At 63.5% G+C, this 21,710-nt stretch carries 20 protein-coding genes; 5 read left to right on the top strand and 15 right to left on the bottom strand.

What is annotated here, in order from left to right; genetic code table 11:
• The first annotated feature begins 116 nt into the window (after positions 1-116).
• Positions 117-983, top strand: a complete 867-nt coding sequence (locus tag AC1D1B_RS20615; RefSeq protein WP_477334273.1) for an SDR family NAD(P)-dependent oxidoreductase — start codon at positions 117-119, stop codon at positions 981-983.
• 62 nt (positions 984-1,045) lie between these two features.
• On the opposite strand, the gene AC1D1B_RS20610 is transcribed toward AC1D1B_RS20615, so the two are convergent.
• The 4 genes from AC1D1B_RS20610 to AC1D1B_RS20595 all read right to left on the bottom strand — a co-directional run bounded on the left by AC1D1B_RS20610 (position 1,046) and on the right by AC1D1B_RS20595 (position 3,660).
• Positions 1,046-1,471: a low affinity iron permease family protein gene (locus tag AC1D1B_RS20610; protein WP_477334272.1), complete on the bottom strand. Its 426-nt coding sequence runs from the start codon at positions 1,469-1,471 to the stop codon at positions 1,046-1,048.
• Between the two features lie 404 nt (positions 1,472-1,875).
• Positions 1,876-2,517: a transferase hexapeptide repeat family protein gene (locus AC1D1B_RS20605; RefSeq protein ID WP_477334271.1), complete on the bottom strand. Its 642-nt coding sequence runs from the start codon at positions 2,515-2,517 to the stop codon at positions 1,876-1,878.
• A 69-nt stretch (positions 2,518-2,586) separates the two neighbouring features.
• A complete protein-coding gene (locus AC1D1B_RS20600) occupies positions 2,587-3,090 on the bottom strand; it encodes a CreA family protein (RefSeq protein WP_477334270.1) in 504 nt (167 codons plus the stop codon).
• 63 nt (positions 3,091-3,153) lie between these two features.
• Complete coding sequence (locus AC1D1B_RS20595) at positions 3,154-3,660, bottom strand: cytochrome b (protein WP_477334269.1); 507 nt, start codon at positions 3,658-3,660, stop codon at positions 3,154-3,156.
• Between the two features lie 185 nt (positions 3,661-3,845).
• On the opposite strand from AC1D1B_RS20595, the gene AC1D1B_RS20590 reads away from it, so the two are divergent.
• From AC1D1B_RS20590 to AC1D1B_RS20580, 3 genes are all read left to right on the top strand, one after another.
• Entirely contained in the window at positions 3,846-4,433 is a 588-nt protein-coding gene (locus AC1D1B_RS20590) for an SCO family protein (protein WP_477334268.1), read from the top strand.
• A complete protein-coding gene (locus AC1D1B_RS20585) occupies positions 4,433-5,305 on the top strand; it encodes a 50S ribosomal protein L11 methyltransferase (RefSeq protein WP_477334267.1) in 873 nt (290 codons plus the stop codon). The genes AC1D1B_RS20590 and AC1D1B_RS20585 overlap by 1 nt, the downstream gene beginning before the upstream one ends.
• Before the next feature lie 118 nt (positions 5,306-5,423).
• Positions 5,424-7,268 (top strand): aminopeptidase P family protein, encoded by a 1,845-nt coding sequence (locus tag AC1D1B_RS20580; protein ID WP_477334266.1) that lies wholly within the window; start codon positions 5,424-5,426, stop codon positions 7,266-7,268.
• Between the two features lie 2 nt (positions 7,269-7,270).
• Here AC1D1B_RS20580 and AC1D1B_RS20575 read toward each other — a convergent pair whose 3' ends face one another.
• Positions 7,271-7,567 (bottom strand): AzlD family protein, encoded by a 297-nt coding sequence (locus AC1D1B_RS20575; protein ID WP_477334265.1) that lies wholly within the window; start codon positions 7,565-7,567, stop codon positions 7,271-7,273.
• The gene (locus AC1D1B_RS20570) at positions 7,564-8,292 is read right to left on the bottom strand and encodes an AzlC family ABC transporter permease (protein ID WP_477334264.1); all 729 of its coding nucleotides are present in this window, start codon (positions 8,290-8,292) and stop codon (positions 7,564-7,566) included. Before AC1D1B_RS20570 ends, AC1D1B_RS20575 begins: the two co-directional genes overlap by 4 nt.
• 122 nt (positions 8,293-8,414) lie before the next feature.
• Here AC1D1B_RS20570 and AC1D1B_RS20565 point away from each other — a divergent pair, with 122 nt between their 5' ends.
• On the top strand, positions 8,415-9,173 hold the full coding sequence (locus tag AC1D1B_RS20565) for an SDR family NAD(P)-dependent oxidoreductase (RefSeq protein WP_477261759.1): 759 nt from the start codon (positions 8,415-8,417) through the stop codon (positions 9,171-9,173).
• Between the two features lie 18 nt (positions 9,174-9,191).
• Here the strand turns inward: AC1D1B_RS20565 and AC1D1B_RS20560 are convergent, their stop codons facing one another.
• The 9 genes from AC1D1B_RS20560 to AC1D1B_RS20520 form a co-directional block, all read right to left on the bottom strand.
• Positions 9,192-9,911 carry a DUF2461 domain-containing protein gene (locus tag AC1D1B_RS20560; RefSeq protein WP_477334263.1) on the bottom strand — a complete coding sequence of 240 codons (720 nt, stop codon included), beginning with the start codon at positions 9,909-9,911 and terminating at the stop codon, positions 9,192-9,194.
• Entirely contained in the window at positions 9,884-12,088 is a 2,205-nt protein-coding gene (gene ligA / locus AC1D1B_RS20555) for an NAD-dependent DNA ligase LigA (protein WP_477334262.1), read from the bottom strand. The genes AC1D1B_RS20560 and ligA overlap by 28 nt, the downstream gene beginning before the upstream one ends.
• Before the next feature lie 262 nt (positions 12,089-12,350).
• Entirely contained in the window at positions 12,351-14,024 is a 1,674-nt protein-coding gene (gene recN / locus AC1D1B_RS20550) for a DNA repair protein RecN (RefSeq protein WP_477334261.1), read from the bottom strand.
• 185 nt (positions 14,025-14,209) lie between these two features.
• Positions 14,210-15,079 carry an outer membrane protein assembly factor BamD gene (locus AC1D1B_RS20545; RefSeq protein WP_181055762.1) on the bottom strand — a complete coding sequence of 290 codons (870 nt, stop codon included), beginning with the start codon at positions 15,077-15,079 and terminating at the stop codon, positions 14,210-14,212.
• A gap of 263 nt (positions 15,080-15,342) precedes the next feature.
• Positions 15,343-16,290 carry a UDP-3-O-acyl-N-acetylglucosamine deacetylase gene (lpxC, locus tag AC1D1B_RS20540; protein ID WP_181055761.1) on the bottom strand — a complete coding sequence of 316 codons (948 nt, stop codon included), beginning with the start codon at positions 16,288-16,290 and terminating at the stop codon, positions 15,343-15,345.
• A gap of 274 nt (positions 16,291-16,564) precedes the next feature.
• On the bottom strand, positions 16,565-18,223 hold the full coding sequence (gene ftsZ, locus AC1D1B_RS20535) for a cell division protein FtsZ (RefSeq protein WP_477334260.1): 1,659 nt from the start codon (positions 18,221-18,223) through the stop codon (positions 16,565-16,567).
• A 67-nt stretch (positions 18,224-18,290) separates the two neighbouring features.
• Entirely contained in the window at positions 18,291-19,598 is a 1,308-nt protein-coding gene (ftsA, locus tag AC1D1B_RS20530) for a cell division protein FtsA (protein WP_477334259.1), read from the bottom strand.
• Positions 19,595-20,536, bottom strand: coding sequence for a cell division protein FtsQ/DivIB (locus AC1D1B_RS20525; protein ID WP_477334258.1), 942 nt, complete (start codon positions 20,534-20,536; stop codon positions 19,595-19,597). Before AC1D1B_RS20525 ends, ftsA begins: the two co-directional genes overlap by 4 nt.
• The gene (locus AC1D1B_RS20520) at positions 20,524-21,450 is read right to left on the bottom strand and encodes a D-alanine--D-alanine ligase (protein WP_477334257.1); all 927 of its coding nucleotides are present in this window, start codon (positions 21,448-21,450) and stop codon (positions 20,524-20,526) included. Before AC1D1B_RS20520 ends, AC1D1B_RS20525 begins: the two co-directional genes overlap by 13 nt.
• Positions 21,451-21,710: the final 260 nt, after the last annotated feature.

The following is a 21,710-nucleotide window of genomic DNA, read 5'->3' as shown; positions in this document are numbered from 1 at the left end:
TTCAGCCGCAACATGCGCAGCCGCCGCCGATGCGGTCAACCCGAACACGCTGGCCGGCCTTGCGCGAAGCGCATCCCGCGCTAAGTTCGGCGCGACCCGAACCCAAGGAAAAGATCATGACCTCCGACGCCGAAATCCAGTCCGCTTTGCCCGCCCTCAGCCGAGGCAATGTCGCCGTCATCACCGGCGGAGCAAGCGGCATCGGCCTTGCCGCGGCCAAGAAGCTGGCGGCGATGGGCATGAAGATTGTGCTGGCCGACATAGGCGGCGCGCGCCTCGATGCGGCCCGCCAGGCGGTCGCCGCGATCGGCGGCGAGGATGCCGTTCTCGCCGTCGCCACCGACGTCTCGAAAGCCGACGATCTCGTCCGGCTGGCGGAAAAGGCCCACAGTGCCTTCGGCACTGTCTCGCTGCTGATGAACAATGCCGGCGTCGGCAACAATCCGGGAAAACCGTGGGAAAACGGTGAGGCCTGGAAGCGGCTGATCGACATCAATTTCTGGGGCGTCGTGCATGGCGTCGAGGCCTTCGCGCCGGCCATGCTGGCGTCGGGCAAACCCGGCCTGATCGTCAACACCGGCTCCAAGCAAGGCATCACCACGCCGCCCGGCAACCTGGCCTACAACGTTTCCAAATCGGCGCTGAAGACCTTCACCGAAGGCTTGTCGCACGCACTGCGTAACGAGTCGGGTGCAAAGGTCGCGGCGCATCTTCTCATTCCCGGCTTCACCTTCACCGGCATCACCGAGGGCGCGACCGAAAAACCGGCCGCCGCCTGGACCGGCGAACAGGTGATCGACTTCATGCTGGACTCGCTTATTACAGGCGATTTCTACATCCTGTGTCCCGACAATGAGGTGAAGCGGCCGACGGATGAAAAGCGCATGGCCTGGGCGATCGGCGACATCATCGAGAACCGCCCTGCTCTCTCGCGCTGGCACCCCGACCACAAGGACGCCTTCGCGGCCTTCGTGGAGCGCTGAACAAGCAATTCCAGGAAAAGTGTGAGCGGTTTTCCGTCCGGGATTGCGTAAACACAAAGAATTCAGGCGGCGCGTTTTTTCGGGGAGCGTTTCTGCGTGACGGCTTTCTTGGCGGCCAGCTCGGCAATTTCGCGGTCGTGCCGTTTTGCCGCGCGCTCGCATTTGTCCCGGATTTCCTCGACCTCGGATTCGGTCAGGTGCTCGATGCCGATGAAATGGTTGTGGCCCTTGCCGACCCGGATCAGTTCGTCGAGCTTGGCCTGGACCGCGACGCCGTCGCGGTTCTGGGTGTTCTGGATCAGGAACACCATCAGGAAAGTGATGATCGTCGTTCCGGTGTTGATGACCAGCTGCCACGTATCGGAAAAGCCGAAGAATGGCCCGCTGACCGCCCAGACAATGACGATGGCGCAGCAGCCGACAAAGGTCAGCGGCAGCCCGGCCAGATGGGCAACGGTGTTGGCGATCCTGGTGAAGAGCTTTTCCAATTCAAATCCCTCAATGGCCCAAAGCGCGGTAAGCCGGGCGGCCGCGTTCGTCGCTCAGCAAGAAACAATCGGCAGCCGCTCCGGGTTCCCTGTCGCCTCACAATCGCTGATGCAATTGACCACACGCCAAAGGCGCAGCGCCGGGAAAAGCCGCCTTATGGGTTTGTTGCCATAGTCCCTGTGTAGGCCAGAAAGCCTGCTCCTTCCGCTTCACGGCGGTTTACCTCCAAAGCCCCTTCCGCTGCGCCACCCCCGCATAGCGGAAGGGGTTACCGGAGACCGGCGGAAGCTCGTCCCGACAGGCACGCAGTCTCAGAATTTCGGTGCGAGGATTTCGACCAGCCAGTCGATGAAGACGCGCACGCGCGGCGAAAGCTGGCGGCATGCTAATCTGACCGCTGCGCTCAGGAGCGCTCTTGCTCCCAGCGATCGAGGAAGGCCTCGATCGGCAAGGCCTGCATGTCGGGAACGGCTTTCGCCAGCTTCTCCGGCGGCCAGTCCCACCAGGCGAGGCTTTCGATCCGCGCTGCGATCTCGGCCGGAAAACGCCGGCGCAATGGCTTCGCCGGCACGCCAGCGACGATTGTGTAGGCCGGCACATCCTTCGTCACCACGGCATTGGCGCCGACGATGGCGCCATTGCCGATGCTGATGCCGGGCATGATGACAGCGCCATGGCCGATCCAGACATCGTGGCCGATGCTGACGGCCTTGGCCTGCCGCCGCGCGCGGAACGCCGCGTCGACGCCCAGCCAGCGGAAATATTCGTTCGGCCGGTAGCTCAGCTTGTGCTGCGTGATACGCTCGATCGGATGCTCCAGCGCGTTGATGCGGCTGTTGGCGGCGATCGAGCAGAATTTTCCGATCGTCGTGTAGATCGCCTCGGCATGGCGCTCGAAATAGGAGAAATCGCCGATATTGACCTCGCGCAGCACGACCCGTTCGCCGATCGAGGCATAGCGGCCGAGCTTGCACGCCTTCAGCTCCGCGGTCGGATGGATGCGCGGCTCAGGGTCTTTCAGGACGAGGTTTTCAGTACGGTCCATGTGGCGGCTTTACGCCCGAGCGATTGGTCCCGCAAGCGGGACCAATCGTCCGTCAGCTGTTGCCGGAGCCTATTTCGGCTGGCCGTTGGTCCACACCACGCTCTGGCCGAACAGCGGCACCGTGGTCACCGACATTTTCGCCGACCCGTCCTGCACCTGGCGCGAATGCGAGAGGTAGATCAGCGTCTCGTTTTTCTTGTCGTAGATGCGGTTCACCACCTGCTTCTTCCAGATCAGGCTGATGCCTTGCTTGAACACCTCTTCGCCGCCCTCGCCCATGTCGATGTCGCCGATGGTGATCGGCCCGGTCTGGCGGCAGGAGATCGAGGAATCGGAGGGATCCTCGAACCAGTTGCCTTTCTGCAGGCGGTCAACGACGCTGCGGTCGAAATAGGAGACATGGCAGGTCACGCCCTCGACCTTCGGGTCCTTGATCGCCTCGACGATGATGTCGTTGCCCACCCAGTCGACGCCGACCTTGCCGACTTCCTCTGCCGCGGCAGCACCGGCGCCAAGGACAATGCATGCGGCCAATGCGCCACCGAACAGTTTTTGCCCAATCCGTCTTTGCAACGCAGCCTCCTCAGGTTCTGGTTTTGCCGACCACAGGTGGGGCGACCAGCCTGGCTTTGCAAGCTAGGCCTGCCGGATTGCCAGCATCCGCCGCAGCACATCGGTCTTGAGGACAAAATGCTGAACGAGCGCGCCGGCGGTGTGCAGGAGCACAATATAGAGCAGGACATTCTGGCCCAGCACATGCACCTGGGCCGCCGCCGATACACCCAGGAACCAGGCGACCGCGCCGGCAAGCGGAACGATGAAGATAAGCGCGTAGATGACGAAATGCGTCGCTCTCGCCAGCAGTCTCAGGGCCGGATGCTCCATGCCCGAAACCGGCGGAACGCCACGTGTCGTCCTCAGCCACAGCCGAAATGTGGCCAGGACCAGCACCGTGAGGCCGATCACGACATGCATATAGGCCAGCGGTACGTCACCGGGCGAGACCTCCAGCCCCCTGCGAAAGGCGCGCCAGACATGCTGCATGCCGTCAGGGACGAGAAACTGGACCAGGATCAGCGCGGCGATGCTCCAGTGCAGCCATATCTGGGTCTTCGAGTAGGAGACTACAGGCGTGTCCGACATTGGCTGGTTCCACGGCAAGAGAGCAGACTGTGAAGATAGGTAGAGGTCCGAACCGGTCAAATTACGGTTTGGTAATTCCGGTTGCGGCAACGCGACATCTTTGCGCGCGCGGGGTCAACCCGTTAAGACTGTCCGCCAAACGGTGCTGATCCGGCGCCCATCAAAATTACGACGGACATTTCCTGATGATGCGTTCAATTCTGGTCGGCATTCTCGTCCTTATGGCGGCCGGCATCGGCTGGCTCACCTTCGACTGGTACAAGGGCCATTATGGCGGCGAGCCGTATGGCGGCGCCTTCGCGCTGGTCGACCAGAAAGGCGCACCGATCACCGAAGCCGCCTTAAGGAGCGGCCATCCCAGCGTCGTCTTCTTCGGCTTCACCCATTGCCCGGAAGTCTGTCCGACCACGCTGTTCGAACTCGCCGGTTGGCTGAAGACCCTGGGGGACGACGGCAAGAGCCTCAACGCCTATTTCGTGACCGTCGACCCCGAGCGCGACACGCCCGAGGTGATGAAAACCTATGTCGGCAATTTTTCCGACCGCATCGTCGGCATATCGGGCGATCCCGATAAGGTGCACGCGATGGCGAAGTCCTTCAGCATCTACTGGAAAAAGGTCGACACCGGCGACGGCGACTACACGATGGACCACACCGCCTCGGTGCTGCTGCTCAATGCCAAGGGCGAGTTTTCGGGCACCATCGCCTATGGCGAAAGCGCCGATACGGCTATCGCCAAGCTGAAGCGGCTGGCGGCAGGCGCCCAAAGCTGATGGTGCAGACCAGACTCTATTTCACGGCTGGCAAGGTCGAGGCCGACAGCATCTTTGCCGCGCTCGAACCGGCTTTCGAAGATGAAGGCCTCCCGATCGCCGTGCTCGAGGTCGATGAGGACCGCGACATCTACGAAGTCTCGCTTTACGCCGACGGCGATGTCGACGGGATAGAGGCAAGGCTGGAAGACATGTTGGCCGGACTTTCCCTGTCGAAGCCGATCGAACGCGAGGTTTTGCCCGACATCGACTGGGTGGCGCGCTCGCTGGAAGGGCTTAAGCCGGTGCGCGCCGGGCGTTTCTTCGTCCATGGCGCGCATGACCGCCGGAAGCGCCACAGCGGCGAACTCGCCATCGAGATCGAGGCCGGCCTTGCCTTCGGCACCGGCCATCACGGCACCACCGCCGGCTGCCTGGAAATGCTGGAACGGGTGGTGCGCCGCGAGCATCCGAAGAACGCACTCGACCTCGGCACCGGCAGCGCGGTGCTGGCGATCGCCGTCGCCAAACTGGCGCATATTCCGGTGCTGGCGACCGACATCGATCCGATCGCTGTCAGGGTTGCCGCCGCCAATGCCCGTCTCAACCACGTCAAGGCGCTGGTCGAAACGGTGACGGCCCCCGGCTTCCACCACCCGATCTTCGGCAAGCGCGCGCCTTTCGACCTCATCGTCGCCAACATCTTGGCGCGGCCGCTGATGCGGCTGGCGCCGGAAATGGCCCGGCACATCAGCCTCGGCGGCTCGATCGTGCTGTCCGGCATCCTCGATCGCCAGTGCAACGCGGTGATCTCGGCCTATATCGGCCAGAATTTCCGGCATGTCAGGACCTTGCACCGCGAAGGCTGGGTGACGATCCACCTCAAGCACTGAATAGAGCGCTGAGCCGCAGGGGCGAAACGCGCTTTGGACCAATCCGCTGTCTCGAAAATCGATTCCGGTTCTTCGGGTCATGCGCTACGGTCGCGCCGAATACAGGAGGATATCAGCCATGTTCCAGACCTTCGATTCCGCCGGCGATCCCAGCGTCGGCAAGCCGCGCGTGAAGCTGCTGCGGCAATGGCTGGCGGCCAATGGCCTCGATGGTTTCCTCGTGCCGCGCGCCGACGAACACCAAGGCGAGTATGTCGCCGACCGCTCGGCACGGCTGAAATGGCTGACCGGCTTCAGCGGTTCGGCCGGCGTCGCGCTGGTGCTGCGCGACCGCGCCTTCATGTTCGTCGATGGCCGCTATACCTTGCAGGTGCGCCACGAAGTCGATCTCGACATTTTCTCGATCGAAAGCCTCGTCGAAAACCCGCCGCCTGCCTGGATCAGGGACAATCTCGGCAAGGGCGCCAGGCTTGGCTTCGACCCCTGGCTGCACACGATTGGCGACATCAAGGCGCTGAAGGCTTCGGCCGAGCAATCCGGAGCGACGCTGGTGCCGCTCGAGAAAAACCCGATCGACATCATCTGGAAGGACCAGCCGGCACCGCCGGTGGCGCCGGTCGAGATCCACCCGATCGGCTTTGCCGGCGAACTGGCCAAGGACAAGCTGGCGCGGCTGGCGGCAGCGATCGGCAAAGATGGCGCCACGCACGCCGTGCTCACCGACCCCTCCTCCATCGCCTGGGCCTTCAACATTCGCGGCGGCGACGTGCCGCACACGCCACTGGCGCTCGGCTTCGCGATCCTCGCAGCCGATGGCAAGCACCAGCTGTTCATGGACAGCCGAAAATTCTCGCGCACGGTCGCCGCCTATCTCACCCAGCTCGCCGACCTGCACGAGCCCGGTGAATTCGAGGCGGCGGTCGTTGCCCTTGCCAAGGGTGGCGCAAGGATCGCGCTCGACCCGGTGCTGGCGGCGGAAAAGCTCAGAATGCTGGGCGAGGACAATGGCGGCGCCGTCGTGTTGGCGCCCGATCCTGCCCGCATTCCGCGTGCGACCAAAAACCAGGCCGAGATCGCCGGCAGCCGCGCCGCGCATCGCCGCGACGGGGCGGCAGTCGCGAAGCTGCTATGCTGGCTGGAGCGGCAGAAGCCGGGCTCGCTCGACGAAATAACCGTCGTCACCAAACTGGAGGAAGCGCGCCGGCAGACCGGCGAGGAGACGCAGATGCCGCTGCGCGACGTCTCCTTCGACACCATTTCCGGCGCCGGCCCGAACGGCGCCATCATGCATTACCGTGTGTCGCGCGCCACCAACCGAAAGCTGGCAAAGGGCGAGCTGTTCCTGCTCGATTCCGGCGCTCAGTATCAGGACGGCACCACCGACATCACCCGCACCGTGCCGATCGGCCAGCCGACCGAAGAGATGCGCGAGCGCTTCACGCTGGTGCTGAAGGGCATGATCGGCATTTCGACGCTGCGTTTCCCCGCCAGTACCCGCGGCTCCGAAATCGACGCAGTCGCGCGCATGGCGCTGTGGAAGCATGGCTGCGACTTCGCCCATGGCACCGGCCATGGCGTCGGCTCCTATCTGGCCGTCCATGAAGGACCGCAGCGCATCGCACGCACCGGCACCGAAAAACTGCTCGCCGGCATGATGCTGTCCAACGAGCCCGGCTATTACAAGGAAGGCTCTTACGGCATCCGCATCGAGAACCTGATCCTGGTGACACAGGCCGAACCGGTCGAAGGCGGCGACATCGCCATGCACAGCTTCGAGACGCTGACGCTGGCGCCGATCGACGTCAGGCTGATACGCACCGACCTGTTGACGCGCGAGGAGTTGCACTGGCTGGATACTTACCATGCCTGGGTGCTGGCCGAGATCGGCCCGATGCTCGACGGCGAGACGCTGGCCTGGCTGGAGAAAGCGACAGCGCCCCTGCCGCACGACGCCAAGATCTGATCCTACCCGACGAACTGCCGCGCCAGAATCAGGACGGCAGCTCCGGCCAAGAACATCGCCATCAGCCCGCCACGCAGCGAGACCACAGCGGCTGCCACCAGCGCCGCCCATTCGGCCGGTCCGGCGCTGAGTGCGGCGGGCGCCACCAGCGTCGTCAGCACCGCCGCCGGCACGGCGTTCAGGCCGGCCTCGACGCGCGGATGGATGTGGTCGAAGCGCGAGATTACCAGGTGGCCGCCAACGCGCGTGAGATAGGTGGCGATCGCACCGGCAATGATGATCCAGAAGGTGGTGCTCATCGCTTTGCCTCCACGCCGCTATGATGGGGCGGCAGGATGACGGCCAGAAGCACGCCGGCAATGGCGCCGATGGAGACGTGCCAGGGCGAACCGACCGTCTTGTAGGCAATGATCGAGGCGGCCGCACTGGCAATCACCACTGGCAGCCACAAGGGCCGTTTGCGAAAACCCATGACCAGGCCGAGGAAATAGATCGGCAGCAGGAAATCGATGCCGAGCGCATGCGTGTCCGGGATGAGCTTGCCGAACACGGCGCCCAGGCCGCTCTCGATCACCCAGAACACATAGACCGGCAGTCCAAGCCCCATATACCAGACGAAGCCAACCGGACGGCCGGACTCTGCCCTGGCCTCGGCCACGGCGAACTGCGGATCGGTGAGCACGAAATAGCCCAGTGCCTGCTGGATAACCGGCCAATGCGCGATGCGTCGGCCGATGCTGGCGGAGTAAAGCACGTGACGGAAATTGACCGCGAAGATGGACAGCACGATCAGCCATGGCGCGACATGCTGGCCGAACAATTCGATGCCGACCATCTGGCTGGCGCCGCCGAAGATCAGCGCGCTCATCAAAGAAGCTTCGAGAACGGAAAAGCCATTGTCGACGGCAATGGCGCCGAACAGCAGCCCAAACGGCGCCGCGGCGACGACCACCGGCATCGACAGCCGCACGCCGTCCCAGAAATCGCTGGCTGCAGAATTTTCGCTTAAGGTCTCAGCTGACATCTCGCATTCCCAAATCGCGCTGATATGTAGGTTCGAGCGGCTAAAAAGTCAGACGAATTCGCTTGAGCCAACAGATCAGCGAAACTGATGTCACAGGTCGTGAAGCAAACGAGGGGGTTCAGATGATCGCTTATGATTTCACCGGCAGGCACGCGGTCGTCACCGGCGCCGGCGGCGGCATGGGTGAAGCCATCACCTTGGCGTTGCTTGATGCCGGCGGCTCGGTCACCGCCATCGACGTCAAGCCACGTCCGGCATCGCTCGCCGCCTATGACGACCGGCTCACCTTCGCCCAAGGCGACCTCACCGACGCCGCCTTTGTCGAACAGACCATCAATGCTGCGGGCCGCGAGCGCGGCGGCATCGACTATCTCGCCAATGTCGCGGGCGTGCTCTGGTTCGGCCGCGACAAATCGGCCCTCGAAATGGACCTCGATGTCTGGGACCAGGTGTTCAACATCAATCTGAAGTCCTTCGTCCACACGGCGCGCGCGGTCGTTCCGCATATGCGCGCGGGCGGACGCGGCGGTGCTATGGTGCATTTCTCGACCATCCAGTGGTATCGCGGCGACCCGACCCCGCAGGATGCCTATCAGGCCTCCAAGGCCGGCGTCTGTGCGCTTTCGAAGTCGCTGGCCATGCAGTTGGCGAGCGACGGCATCCGCTCCAATTCGATCTGCCCGGGCATGGCGCTCACGCCGCTGCAGGCGCGCTGGGACACCGAGGAGAAGCGCGCTGCCGTTGCCAATTATGCGCCGCTCGGCCGCATCGGCACGCCGCAGGACATGGCCAACGCCGCGCTCTTCCTGCTTTCCGACGCCGCAAGCTACATCACCGGCATAGAGCTTGCCGTCGACGGCGGTCTTTTGATGCGGATGTAGCCATATAGCGTGCGCGGACTAGCTCCGCGGCGCCGTACCCTGGATCGCCCTGCCCCAGTCGAGCAGCGGTTTCGCGCGCAAGGTGAAATCGACAAGCTCGTCGACCAGCGCCGGCGCGTGAATTCCGGCCGGGTTGATCATGTGCTGGACATAGAAGTGCCGGTTGCGGATGGCGTCGACAAGATCGGGTTCGTTGACCTGCTCGAAGCCGCGCGGCGTCCGCTTCAAGCGGCCCTCCGTTTCGAGTTCGAAGCCGTTTTTCTTCAGCGTTGAAAGCAGTTTTCGGAAGTCGGCTGGCCGGGCGATAATCGCCTTGCGCATCTCCAGCAGCAGCGGCGGCTCCGGGTTCCACCAGGCGACATCGGCAAAGCAGCGGTCGACCCCGACATAGACGAAGAACACGCCCTGCTCCATCTTGGTGCCGTCGGGCGACAGCATGGCCGACAGATGCTGGTTGTAGGGCCGCTTGTCCTTGGCGAAGCGGACATCGCGATTGATGCGAAACAACGACTTCTTGCGGTCGCCGCGCAGGCCCAGCCCCGCCGCCGCGAAGCGCTCGGTCAGCGTCTCGACCAGATCGCAGAACGGCTCGTGCAGCTCGCTGTCGTAAAGCGCGCGGTTTTCCTGGAACCATTCGCGGCTCTGATGGAAATCGAGCGCCTTGAGGAACGGGATGGCTTTCTGGCCAAACCCTTTGAAAGAACCGCCGGTCACGCCTTGCCGACCCGTTGCAGCCATGTGTCCTCGTCAATGACTTCGACGCCGAGTTCGCTGGCAAGCTTCAGTTTGGAGCCTGCACCCGGCCCGGCCACCAGGAGATCGGTCTTCGCCGACACCGAACCCGCCACCTTGGCGCCAAGCCGTTCGGCCATCGCCTTGGCTTCGGAGCGGGTCATCTTTTCCAGCGTGCCGGTGAAGACGATGGTCTTGCCGGCAACCTCGCTGTCGGCCGACACGGTGACAATGTACGGCTTCGGCTTGACCTGCTCGAGCAGCTTGTCGAGCACGTCGTCATTGCGCTCATTGCCGAAGAAATCGCGCAGCGCATCGATCACCGTGTCGCCGATGCCGTTGATCGACGGGAAAACGCTGTGCGGATCTTCCGCCTTCGCCGTCTCCTTGCCGATACGGATCACCTCCTCGATGGTCGAGAACGTCTTGGCAAGCACGGCGGCAGTCGTTTCGCCGATGTGGCGGATGCCGAGCGCGAAGATGAAGCGGTCGAGTTCCGGCTCGCGGCGCGAATCGATTGCCGCGAACAGCTTGTCGAGGCCTTCATAATTGCGGTCCTCGACACCACGCACATTCTTGCGCGCCTTGCCGGATGCCGCCTCGCGCTGCCTGGCCTGCTCCTCGCGTCGCTCGGCCAGCGCCCTGGTGACCGCCGGCCGGCGGTCCCTGAGCGTGAAGATGTCGGCGGCTGTCTTGACCAGTCCAGAATTGAAGAACAGGTCGATATTTTCCGCGCCCAGCCCCTCAATGTCGAGCGCGCCGCGCGAGACGAAGTGGCGTAGCCGCTCGACGGCCTGCGCCGCGCAGATCAGTTCGCCCGTGCAGCGCCGGCGGGAATCCTCCTTGCCGGTCTTCTCGTTGACCTCGCGCGTCGCCGGCGAGCCGCAGACCGGACAAATGTGCGGAAATTCGTAAGGCACGGCATTGGCCGGCCGCTTGTCGATGACAACGCTGACGATCTGCGGAATGACGTCGCCCGCCCGTTGTATGACAACCGTGTCACCGATGCGCACATCGATGCCGTCGCGGATCGGCAGGCCGTAGCTGTCGAAGCCCTTGATGTAATCCTCATTGTGCAGCGTGACGTTTTCGACCACGACGCCGCCGACCGTGACCGGCGCCAGCCGCGCCACCGGCGCCAGCGTGCCGGTGCGGCCGACCTGGATGTCGATTTTCTGCACCGTCGTCATCGCCTGTTCAGCCGGGAATTTGTGCGCGACCGCCCAGCGCGGCTCGCCGGTGACGAAGCCCCAGCGGCGCTGCAGTTCGAGCTGGTCGACCTTGTAGACGACGCCGTCGATGTCGTAGCCGAGCGACGAGCGCAGCTCTTCGATCTTGTGATACTGCGCGATCAGCTCCTCGACCGATTTCGCCCGCACCATCAGGGGACTGACCTTGAACCCCCACTCGGCGAATTTCTGCACCGACCCATATTGGGTCGGCGCCGGGTCCGCCGTTGTGTAACCCCAGGCATAGGCGAAGAATTTGAGGTTGCGGCTGGCGGTGACCGACGCATCCTTCTGGCGCAGCGATCCGGCAGCCGTGTTGCGCGGATTGACATAGTCCTGGCCGCCGACCGCCGCCGAGCGCGCCTTCAGCGCCTCGAACTCCGCATAGGTCATGTAGACCTCGCCGCGTATCTCGATGGTTTCGGGCCAGCCTGACCCCTTCAGCTTGGCCGGGATGTCGGCGATGGTCCTGAGATTGGCGGTGATGTCTTCGCCGACAGCTCCGTCGCCGCGCGTCGCACCCTGCACGAACACGCCGCGTTCATAGCGCAGCGACGCCGACAGGCCGTCGATCTTCGGCTCGGCCGTAAACGCGATGTCGAGATCCTTGTCGCGGTCGAAGAAGCGCCGGCCACGGTCGATGAAATCGGTGACGTCCTCGTCGGTATAGGCCTTGGCGAGGCTGAGCATCGGCACCGCATGGCGCACCTTGGCAAAGCCTTCCGCCGGCGCGGCACCGACCCGCAGCGAGGGCGAATCCTCACGCACCAGACCGGGAAAGCGCTCCTCGATGGCAAGGTTGCGCCGCCTCAGCGCATCATATTCGGCATCGGTAATCGTCGGCGCATCCTCGGCGTGGTAGCGCCGGTCATGGCCGGCGATCTCCTCGGCCAGAAGCTGGAGCTCATCCGCGGCTTCGCTTTCGCTCAACGATTCGACTGGTTTTTCAGACATGCAGCGGTCCCTGGATAGTGGCGCGACACCATAAATCAGGATTTCGGAAAAATCATTCCTGAACAGGAGCATGCAGTCATTTGCTGACTCAGATTCCACGCACGGAGGATCAGGCACCTAGGACGTGTCGAGATTCAGGTCAGGCCGAGTCGAGAATGGTGGCTTCCGAGAACCGGAGCGGAGCATACTTTCGGGTACGTGAGCACCGGAAGCGCAGGAAGCCGCCTTTCGCAGGCCGGCCTCACCTGAATATCGGCACGGCCTAAGCTGCGGCGATGTTTTCGCGCAGCAACCGCTCCGCGGCCGCGCGCGCCTCGTCGGTGATGGTGGCGCCGGCCAGCATGCGCGCAATCTCTTCCTGACGCGCCGCCCTGTCCATCTCGGCAATGCCGGTGGCGACCTTGTCCGAGCCGCCGGATTTGGAAATCAGGAAATGCGTTGCCGCACGTGCCGCGACTTGTGGAGCATGCGTCACGGACAGCACCTGCACCCGCTTCGACAACCTGGCTAGCCTTTGGCCGATGGCATCGGCCACGGCGCCACCGACCCCGGTGTCGATCTCGTCGAAGACCAATGTCGGCGCCGAGCCGCGATCGGCCAGCGCCACTTTCAGCGCCAGCAGGAAGCGCGACAGCTCGCCGCCGGACGCGACCTTCATCATCGGGCCGGGCCTGGTGCCGGGATTGGTGCGCACCCAGAACTCAACCTGGTCGATGCCCTCTTCCATGCGGTTCTCGCCATCGCTGGCCAGCCCGACGATGAACTCGGCCCGTTCAAGCTTCAGCGCCGGCAGTTCGGCCATCACAGCCTTGGTCAAGCCGACCGCCGCCGCTTGGCGAAGCGAGGACAGCTGGGCCGCGGAAATGTCATAGGCCTCGCGCGCTGCTGCCGCCTGCTTTTCCAGGACATGCAGGCGCCCCTCGCCGGCATCAAGATCGGCAAGGTCGGCCGACATGGTGTCGCGCAGCTGCGCCAGATCGTCGACCGCGACGCTGTGCTTGCGTGACGCCGCGCGCAGCGAAAACAGCCGCTCCTCCGCCTTTTCCAGCCGCTGCGGATCATATTCTGTCGCGCGCAAAGCCGCCTCGACGCCGGACTGCGCGGCATCCAGCGACAGCATCGCCTCATCCAGCGACTTCACCACATCCTCGAGCAATCCAGGCGCTTCGCTCGCCTTGCGCTGCAGCCTTCTCAGCAGGCTGGCCAGTTGCGGCAGCGGCGAGGACGGGCCTGACAGCGCATCCTGCGCATCGTGTATTTCCGAGGCGATCTTTTCCGCCCGCATCATCGTGGCGCGCAGCTCGGCCAGCTGCGTTTCCTCGCCGGGCTGCGGATCGAGCTTGGCCAGTTCAGCGACCGATGCCCTGAGATAGTCGGCCTCGCGTGCCGCCGCCTCGACCTTGGCGCGGTGCCGGGCAAAGTCTTGTTCGCAGCCGCGCCAATAGCGCCACGCCTCGCCCGTCGCGCGAGCGGCACCGAGATGGCCGCCAAAGCTGTCCAGCAATTCGCGATGTGCGCCAGGATCGACCAGAGCCCGCTCATCGTGCTGGCCGTGAATCTCGACCAGCGCGTGGCCGATGTCGCGCATCAGGGTGACGCTGGACGGCTGGTCGTTGACGAAGACGCGGGTGCGGCCATCCGCCGTCTGCAGCCGGCGGAGAATGATGTCGCCATCATCCTCGATGGCGTTTTCGGCTAGCAGCGCGCGCACAGGGTGGTTGCGCGGAACGTCGAACACGGCGATGACCTGGCCCTGCGCCGCGCCATGGCGCACCAGCGAGGCATCGCCGCGCGCACCAAGCGCCAGCGACAGCGCGTCGAGCAGGATGGATTTGCCGGCGCCGGTTTCACCGGTCAGCACGGAAAGGCCGGGCTGGAAGTCGATATCCAGCTTCTCGATCAGGACGATATCGCGGATCGACAGTCTGGAAAGCATCAGAACCCGAACCTATCGCATGTCGCCCCAAAGCGGTCTGGGACAACGGCATGCACAAAACAAAAGACTTTAGGCGCGACGCGCCTCAAGGCGGCATGCGACCGGTGGAGTCGCAGCGCCGCACTATCTTTTTGTTTGAGCGTCGGATCAATCCGAAAAGCGCTGTGCCCGCTTCAGTAGAGGCGTCAGGCCCCGGTGATCAGCTTTCCGGCCTTGGATATCCACGATCCGGCATTCTCGCGCGGCTCAAGCCCGTTGCTCTGCAACAGCTTGTAGGAGTCCTTGTACCACTGGCTGTCGGGATAGTTGGTGCCAAGCACGGCGGCAGCTGTCTGCGCTTCCGAGGTCAGGCCCATCGCGTAGTAGCTCTCCGTCAGGCGCGCCAGCGCCTCCTCGACATGACGGGTGTTGGAATAGTTCTCGACCACGTTGCGGAAGCGCTTGACGGCGGCGATGTATTCGCGCCGCTCAAGATAGTAGCGGCCGATCTGCATCTCCTTGCCGGCCAGCTGATCGTTGGCGAAGCGGATCTTTTCCTTGGCGTCGTCGACATATTCCGAGGTCGGCCAGCGCGTCACCAGATCCTGCATGGTCTGCACGGTCTGGCGCGCTTCCTTCTGGTCCTGGGTGACGTCCTTGATCTGGCGGTAGTAGCTCAGGCCAATGATATACTGCGCGTAGGCAGCGTCGTCGGTCGAGGGGTAGAGCGTGAGGTAGCGCTTGGCCGAACCGATCGCTTCGTCATAATGGCCGGCGCGGTAGTCGGCGAAGGCGCCCATCACCATCGATTTGCGGGCGAATTCCGAATACGGATGCTGGCGGTCGACGGCGTCGAACTTCTTGCTCGCCTCATCCAGGCGGCCAGCATTGAGATTGGCAAGGCCTTGATTGTAAAGGACGTCGGCCGGTTCGGTCTGGTCGACATAGGTCGACAGATCGACGTCTTTCTCTGACGACATGCAGGCCGAGAGGAACAGCGATGGCACAACCACCGAAAGCGCCAGGAAAACAGCCCGATACGGCGCTTTCGATTGACCAACTCGCTTGAAGAACATGATTGGATTCCGCCCTTTCGGCGTTATTTCAATGCCTTGCGCATGGCGTTCCCTCAAAACTGGTCCCCACTTTTGAGCGACATGCACCTAATTGACGGCAGCAGCCATAAACCATAACCGCCTTGCCCAGCAACGCTATCCCCTGCCAATCGCACATTTTTGTGGCGGCTTCGCGTTGCCCCGAAAGCTATGCGCTTTCACCGGCCAGTGATGCATCCATGCAACACCAGCCAGCGCTCAGAAAGCCAGAAAATCGTTAAGAATCAGATCACCCAGGGCGCAAAGACGGGCCCGGTGACGGCGCTCATCTCGGCGGTGCGGCCGCGCTCGCGGCGCGTCGTCTCGACGACCTCGAAGGCCGAACGGTCGGACAAAAGGCGCCGCAACGCCGCGGCGTTCATCCGGTGGCCGCCGCGATAGGAGCGGAAGCAGCCGATGAAACGGGCACCGGCCAGCGCCAGATCACCCATCGCGTCCATCGTCTTGTGGCGGGCGAATTCATTGGGATAGCGCAGGCCACCCATATTGATCACCCGGTTGTCGTCGCCGATCACCAGCGAGTTCTCCAGCGACGAGCCAAGCGCATAGCCGGCCGCCCACAGCCGCTCGACATCCTTCATGAAACCGAAGGTGCGAGCGCGTGCAATGTCCTGGCGGAAGACATCGGGGTTGATGTCGGAGGCAAACAGCTGACGGCCGATCGCCGGGCTTTCGAAATCGATCTCGACCTCGAAGCGGGTGCCGCTGTAGGGCCTGAATTCCGCCCAGGAGGCGCCGTTCTCGATACGGACCGGCTTGACCACCCTAATATAGCGGCGCTTGACCGCCAGCGTCTCGATGCCGGCCTGGTCGATGGCCTCCACGAACGCCACCGCGCTGCCGTCGAGGATCGGAACCTCGTGGCCGTCGATCTCGATGACGATGTTGTCGATGCCAAGCCCGAAGAGCGTCGCCATCAGATGTTCGACGGTGGCGATGTGTTCGCCCGCCGGGTCACCAAGCATGGTGCAGAGGTCGGTCGCGCCGACTTCGGCAACCAGCGCGCGGAATTCGCGGCTCGCGCTTCCATTGGAAAGGTGAAACACGACGCCGGTGTCGGCATCCGCGGGGAGGAAATTGACTGTAACCGGTTTGCCGCTGTGAACGCCGGTACCGGTTAGCGTCGCACGCGATCTAAGTGTCGTCTGGTAGTCCTGCAAGACAAACCCCATAGCCCATAACGCCAGTGTCCGCTTTATAGCCCCAAAGGGCGCGGCTCTTGATATCGGCAGGCAGGGCCAACTCCCCGAATCCCAGCACACCGAAAGTGCTGCGGCAAAGATAGTGGTCCGTCAGGGAGACTCCAAATCACGGTTTCTTACTCTGTGTAACCGCGACAGGCTGTGAGCGCTACATCGTAACGCCTTGTTATCAAATAACTTTAAGTGTTAACAGGCAAACGATCTCTCGTCTGCCTGTTAACAAGTGTTACATACCGTTAACGGCTCAGTTGGCCTGGCGGCGCAGGAAAGCCGGGATCTCCAGCTGGTCGTCTTCCTGGGTTGACCTGGTCTGCGGCGTCAACCGGCCCTGATCGTCGAGCTGGCCGCGGCGCGGCGCGTAAAGCTGCGGATCCTGGCTGGCAAGGCGGCGCATTTCCGGTGCCGCCTGGCGCAGTTTCGGTTCGCGCGGCTGCGCCGGCTGCAGCCGGGCCGGCTCTTCCTCGCGGCGCGTCAGTCCGTTTGTCAGCCGCTTGAGCAGCCCCATCGGCCCGCTGTTCTCATGGTCGGTCGGACGGCCCTTGGCTTCCACCTCGGCCTTCACCACCGGCGGAAAGTCCTCCACCCTCGGCATGCGCTGCGGTGCAGCAGCCACCGGCTGCGGCATTTCCCGGAGCGGCGCCGGCTGCATCACCTGCTGCACGACAGGCTGCGGCTGGGCAGGCGGGGCCTGGAATATCTTGCTCTGCGGACGGAAATCGTCCGCCTGGGCCATCGGAGCCGGGCGAGCGTGCGCCATTGCAGCAGCGTTGGCCTCGGCAAGCTGGATCGCCTCGGCGACCGGATCGGCCGCGCGCTGCTCATAGGTCTGCTGGACCGGCGCTGGCCGGCCTTCCGCGACCGGAGCCGGACGGCTGACCGGCTTCTGCTGCGGCGGCATGGCGCGGATCGAAATCGGCGCCGCAGCGATTTCAGCCGCCGTCTTGTCGATGCCGGTGGCGACCACGGAGACGCGGATGACGCCTTCGAGTTCCTCGTCGAAAGTGGCGCCCAGGATGATGTTGGCATCCTGGTCGACTTCTTCGCGGATACGGGTCGCCGCTTCGTCGACTTCGAACAGCGTCAGGTCGCGCCCGCCGGTGATCGAGATCAGTAGGCCCTTGGCGCCGCGCATTGTCGTTTCGTCGAGCAGCGGGTTGGCGATCGCAGCCTCGGCGGCGGCCATTGCACGGCCTTCGCCCGAAGCTTCGCCGGTGCCCATCATCGCCTTGCCCATCTCGCGCATCACCGAACGCACGTCGGCGAAGTCGAGGTTGATCAGACCTTCCTTGACCATCAGGTCGGTGATGCACGCAACACCGGAATAGAGCACCTGGTCGGCCATGGCGAAGGCATCGGCGAAGGTGGTCTTGTCATTGGCCAGCCGGAACAGGTTCTGGTTGGGGATGACGATGAGGGTGTCGACGCACTTCTGCAATTCCTCGATGCCCATATCCGCCGTCTTCATGCGGCGCTGGCCTTCGAAATGGAACGGCTTGGTGACGACGCCGACGGTGAGGATGCCCTTTTCGCGCGCAGCGCGGGCAACGACCGGGGCAGCTCCGGTGCCGGTGCCGCCGCCCATACCGGCGGTGACGAAGCACATATGGGTATTGGAGAGGTGATCGATGATCTCATCGATGCACTCTTCCGCCGCCGCGCGCCCGACCTCCGGCTGCGAGCCGGCGCCAAGGCCTTCGGTGACATGCGCGCCAAGCTGGATCAGCCTGTCGGCCTTCGACATGGTCAGCGCCTGCGCGTCGGTGTTGGCCACCACGAACTCGACGCCGCGCAAGCCGGCGGTGATCATGTTGTTGACGGCATTGCCGCCGCCGCCGCCAACACCGAACACGGTGATCCGCGGCTTGAGCTCGGTGATGTCCGGCTTTTGCAGATTGATGGTCATTGTCTCCGTCCTTTGCCTTTCCCGCCGCTTCGCCGCCGCGGCCGCCTATGGGGCTGTCCCCGTCAATTTAGAAACTGTCTCTCAACCACTGACTCATGCGATGCAGTTTTCCGCCCGTCCCGGTCATCCTGAGACCGGAAATTCCTTTCGCCGGATGGCTCTCGAAGCTCGCCATCTGCGGATAGATCAGCAGTCCGACCGCCGTCGAGAAAGCCGGCCCCTTGGCGGCTTCCGGCAGGCCTGCCACGCCGAGCGGGCGGCCGATGCGCACATTGCGTCCCAGAATCCGGCGCGCCGCTTCCGGCAGACCGGCGAGCTGGCTGGCGCCGCCGGTCAGCACGACGCGTTTTCCCACGGAATTGCCGTAGCCGGACTTGTTCAGCCGGTCGCGCAGAAGCTCCAGCGTCTCGTCGATGCGGGCGCGGATGATGCGCGTCATCACCGAGCGCGGGATCTGCAGCGGCATCTCGCCTTCCTCACCGATCGGCTGGATCGAAACCAGGTCGCGATCGTCGGCACTGCCGGGCAGCGCCGAACCATGCATGACCTTCAGCCGTTCGGCGGCATCGAGCGACGTCGACAGGCCCTTGGCCATATCCAGCGTCACGTGATTGCCGCCGATGGCGATGGCGTCGCCATGGACGAACTTGCCTTCCGAGAACACCGAGATCGTCGTTGTGCCGCCACCCATGTCGATGCAGGCCGCGCCCATTTCGAGTTCGTCGTCGACAAGCGCCGCAAGGCCGCTGGCATAGGGCGTCGCCACCATGCGCTCGACCGAAAGATGCGAGCGGTTGATGCAAAGCTCGAGATTGCGCAGCGGTGCTGCGTCGCCCGTCAGCACATGCATGTCGACACCGAGCTGGTCGCCGACCATGCCGCGCGGATCGCGCACGCCGCGCTCGGCGTCCAGCGAAAAGCCGACCGGCAGCGAATGGATCACGTCGCGCTCGGCCTTGAGCGCCTGCTTGGCGCCAGCGGCAAGCACGCGTTTGATGTCGGCTTCGTCGGCCTGATGGCCACCGAGGTTGATGGTGGCCGAATAGGTTTCGCTCTTCAGCCGGCCGGCCGTCATATTGACGATCAGCGAGTCCACGGTCAGTCCCGCCATGCGCTCGGCGGCGTCGACGGACAGCCGAATGGCATGCTCGGCGCGGTCGAGATCGACGACCACGCCCGACTTCACGCCCTGCGATTTCTGATGGCCGATGCCGATCACCTGGATGCGATGCGAGCGGCCACGCAACAGCTTGCCGTCCTCGCGCGGCTTCAGCTTCGCCACCACGCAGCAAACCTTACTCGAGCCGACATCCAGCACGGTGAGCGTGCCGGAACGGCGCGAAGAGGCATCGCTGTTGCCGCCAAGCCAACTCATATCTTCGTCCCCGACTTGCGCTTCAGATTTTGCGGCTTTTCATTAAGCGCGGCCTGGCGCTGCGTCGCCGCTTCCGGCGTCAGTTGCACGACCAGGCGGTCGGAGATGCGCATGTCGATGGCAGCGATATCGCGCGTCAGAAGACCGTTGTCATGATCCATGCGGACCAGATCGGCAATCGCCTGATCTTCGCCGTCCTCGGGCAGCTTGACCGTGATGCCGTTTTCCAGCTTCAGGTCCCAGCGCCGTTCGCCGATACGGATATAGCCTTTGACCCGCGCCGCGAGCTCGGGAAACTTCTTGATCTTGGCCAGGAAGTCGGGCGCCTTGGCCGGCGCACCGGTGCCGATGATCAGCGGCAGCAAAGCCTGCTTGCCACCCGAGAACGGCGCGATCACCGCGCCGGAGCGCTCGATGACCGAAAGCTCTGAACCCTGCTGCCAGAGCGCGAACGGCTCGCGCTCCTCGACGCGAACTTCCAGCGTATGCGGATAGACCTTGCGCACCGCCGCCACTTCGACCCAGGGCAGCGTATCGATACGTTCACGCGCTGCCTCGGCATCAAAACCGATCAGCGACGTCCAGCCATCGAGCTCCAGCCGGTCCAGTATGTCGATCTCCGAGGTCTGGCGGTTGCCGACCACCTTGATCTGATCGACGGCAAAGCCGGTGCGGGCAGTGATCCCCTGGACGATGTCGTCGGCATGGCCACCGAGAATGGCGCCATAGAGGCTGCTTGATGCAATGAGCGAAGCCGACAGGATGGCTGCGGAAAAGCGCGGCGCCACGAAGTCGCCGCCACCCAGGCGCGCCAGCACACGCACCGGCCGGCGCAGCACGCGCGGCAGCACGAAATGGTCGAACGACAACGGCATGCCAAACAGTGCCGGCCCGGCGCCGCCCCTGCCCTTGTCCTGCCCCCATTTCAACGCAGACACGAAGCGTCCTCCACCATCCAACTCAACAGATCGCCGAATGAATGCCCGGCCTGGGCGGCGATTTCAGGCACCAAAGACGTCGGCGTCATGCCCGGCTGAGTGTTGATCTCGAGCCAGACAATTTCGCCGTTTTCGGAGTGACGATCGTCATAGCGGAAGTCCGACCGGGAAACGCCCCGACAGCCGATAGCCAGATGTGCCTTGAGCGCCAGTGTCTGTATTTTTTGGTAAATATTCGGTGAAATTTTAGCAGGGATTTCGTGTTTTGATCCGCCGGCGACGTATTTTGAATCGTAGTCGTAGAAGGAATGGCCGGTCGGAATAATCTCGCAGACACCAAGCGCCACATCGCCCATGACGGCGCAGGTCAGCTCGCGGCCATGGATGTAGCGCTCGACCATCACGGTCTCGCCGTATTTCCACTCGGACGAACCGATGACCTGCGGCGGATGCGACTGCCCTTCATGCACGATGACGACGCCGAAGCTCGAGCCTTCATTGACCGGCTTGACCACATAGGGCGGCTTCATCGGATGCTTGTTCTGGATGGCGAAGCGGCTGGCAACCTTCGATTCCGCCACCGCAATGCCGGCGGCCTTGGCGACCTTCTTGGCCTGCTCCTTATTCATGGCGAGCGCCGAGGCGAGCACGCCCGAATGGGTGTAGGGAATGGCGAGATATTCGAGGACGCCCTGAATGGTGCCGTCTTCACCGAACGGGCCGTGCAGCGCGTTGAAGACGACATCGGGCTTGAGCTCGGCGAGCACGGCGCCGACGTCGCGCGCAACATCGACGCGGGTAACCTGGTAGCCTTCATTCTCAAGCGCATCCGCACACGCCTTTCCCGAAGACAGAGACACGGGCCGCTCCGACGAGAATCCGCCCAGGAGGACAGCCACATGCTTGTTCTTCATTTCCCGTCATCCCTCTCACGGCGGGCCCGCAACCACGCATTCAGCGACCAGATTGAGTCCGAGTCTCCCGGCAGGTTGCCCCCCCAGACGGAAAACGCGGTCGACGCGTCGAACGACTCAAATCAGGAAACGCTTTAGGGCAGAGAATCAGAGAGTTGATTCGCTGGCAAGTGCTTATGATTCCGACAGATTCACTTTCCGCGAAAACGGTCGGAAAAAGCGCGTTGTGAGTCTTTGGAGCAACGGTGGCGCTGCTGTTT

This window comes from Mesorhizobium sp. P2_C5_2, from assembly GCF_056404535.1.
Note: the sequence above shows the minus strand (reverse complement) of the source record. Positions and strands in the feature narration are given on the sequence as shown.

What these genes read in the sequence shown, in the direction of transcription:
- AC1D1B_RS20605 (WP_477334271.1), bottom strand. Translation starts at nt 2,517, where the DNA reads ATGGACCGTACTGAAAACCTCGTCCTGAAAGACCCTGAGCCGCGCATC.
- ftsA (WP_477334259.1), bottom strand. Translation starts at nt 19,598, where the DNA reads ATGAGTTGGCTTGGCGGCAACAGCGATGCCTCTTCGCGCCGTTCCGGC.
- AC1D1B_RS20560 (WP_477334263.1), bottom strand. Translation starts at nt 9,911, where the DNA reads ATGGCTGCAACGGGTCGGCAAGGCGTGACCGGCGGTTCTTTCAAAGGG.
- recN (WP_477334261.1), bottom strand. Translation starts at nt 14,024, where the DNA reads ATGCTTTCCAGACTGTCGATCCGCGATATCGTCCTGATCGAGAAGCTG.
- ligA (WP_477334262.1), bottom strand. Translation starts at nt 12,088, where the DNA reads ATGTCTGAAAAACCAGTCGAATCGTTGAGCGAAAGCGAAGCCGCGGAT.
- AC1D1B_RS20585 (WP_477334267.1), top strand. Translation starts at nt 4,433, where the DNA reads ATGGTGCAGACCAGACTCTATTTCACGGCTGGCAAGGTCGAGGCCGAC.
- AC1D1B_RS20520 (WP_477334257.1), bottom strand. Translation starts at nt 21,450, where the DNA reads ATGAAGAACAAGCATGTGGCTGTCCTCCTGGGCGGATTCTCGTCGGAG.
- AC1D1B_RS20570 (WP_477334264.1), bottom strand. Translation starts at nt 8,292, where the DNA reads ATGTCAGCTGAGACCTTAAGCGAAAATTCTGCAGCCAGCGATTTCTGG.
- AC1D1B_RS20575 (WP_477334265.1), bottom strand. Translation starts at nt 7,567, where the DNA reads ATGAGCACCACCTTCTGGATCATCATTGCCGGTGCGATCGCCACCTAT.
- AC1D1B_RS20590 (WP_477334268.1), top strand. Translation starts at nt 3,846, where the DNA reads ATGATGCGTTCAATTCTGGTCGGCATTCTCGTCCTTATGGCGGCCGGC.
- AC1D1B_RS20545 (WP_181055762.1), bottom strand. Translation starts at nt 15,079, where the DNA reads ATGTTCTTCAAGCGAGTTGGTCAATCGAAAGCGCCGTATCGGGCTGTT.
- AC1D1B_RS20615 (WP_477334273.1), top strand. Translation starts at nt 117, where the DNA reads ATGACCTCCGACGCCGAAATCCAGTCCGCTTTGCCCGCCCTCAGCCGA.
- AC1D1B_RS20565 (WP_477261759.1), top strand. Translation starts at nt 8,415, where the DNA reads ATGATCGCTTATGATTTCACCGGCAGGCACGCGGTCGTCACCGGCGCC.
- AC1D1B_RS20580 (WP_477334266.1), top strand. Translation starts at nt 5,424, where the DNA reads ATGTTCCAGACCTTCGATTCCGCCGGCGATCCCAGCGTCGGCAAGCCG.
- ftsZ (WP_477334260.1), bottom strand. Translation starts at nt 18,223, where the DNA reads ATGACCATCAATCTGCAAAAGCCGGACATCACCGAGCTCAAGCCGCGG.
- lpxC (WP_181055761.1), bottom strand. Translation starts at nt 16,290, where the DNA reads ATGGGGTTTGTCTTGCAGGACTACCAGACGACACTTAGATCGCGTGCG.
- AC1D1B_RS20595 (WP_477334269.1), bottom strand. Translation starts at nt 3,660, where the DNA reads ATGTCGGACACGCCTGTAGTCTCCTACTCGAAGACCCAGATATGGCTG.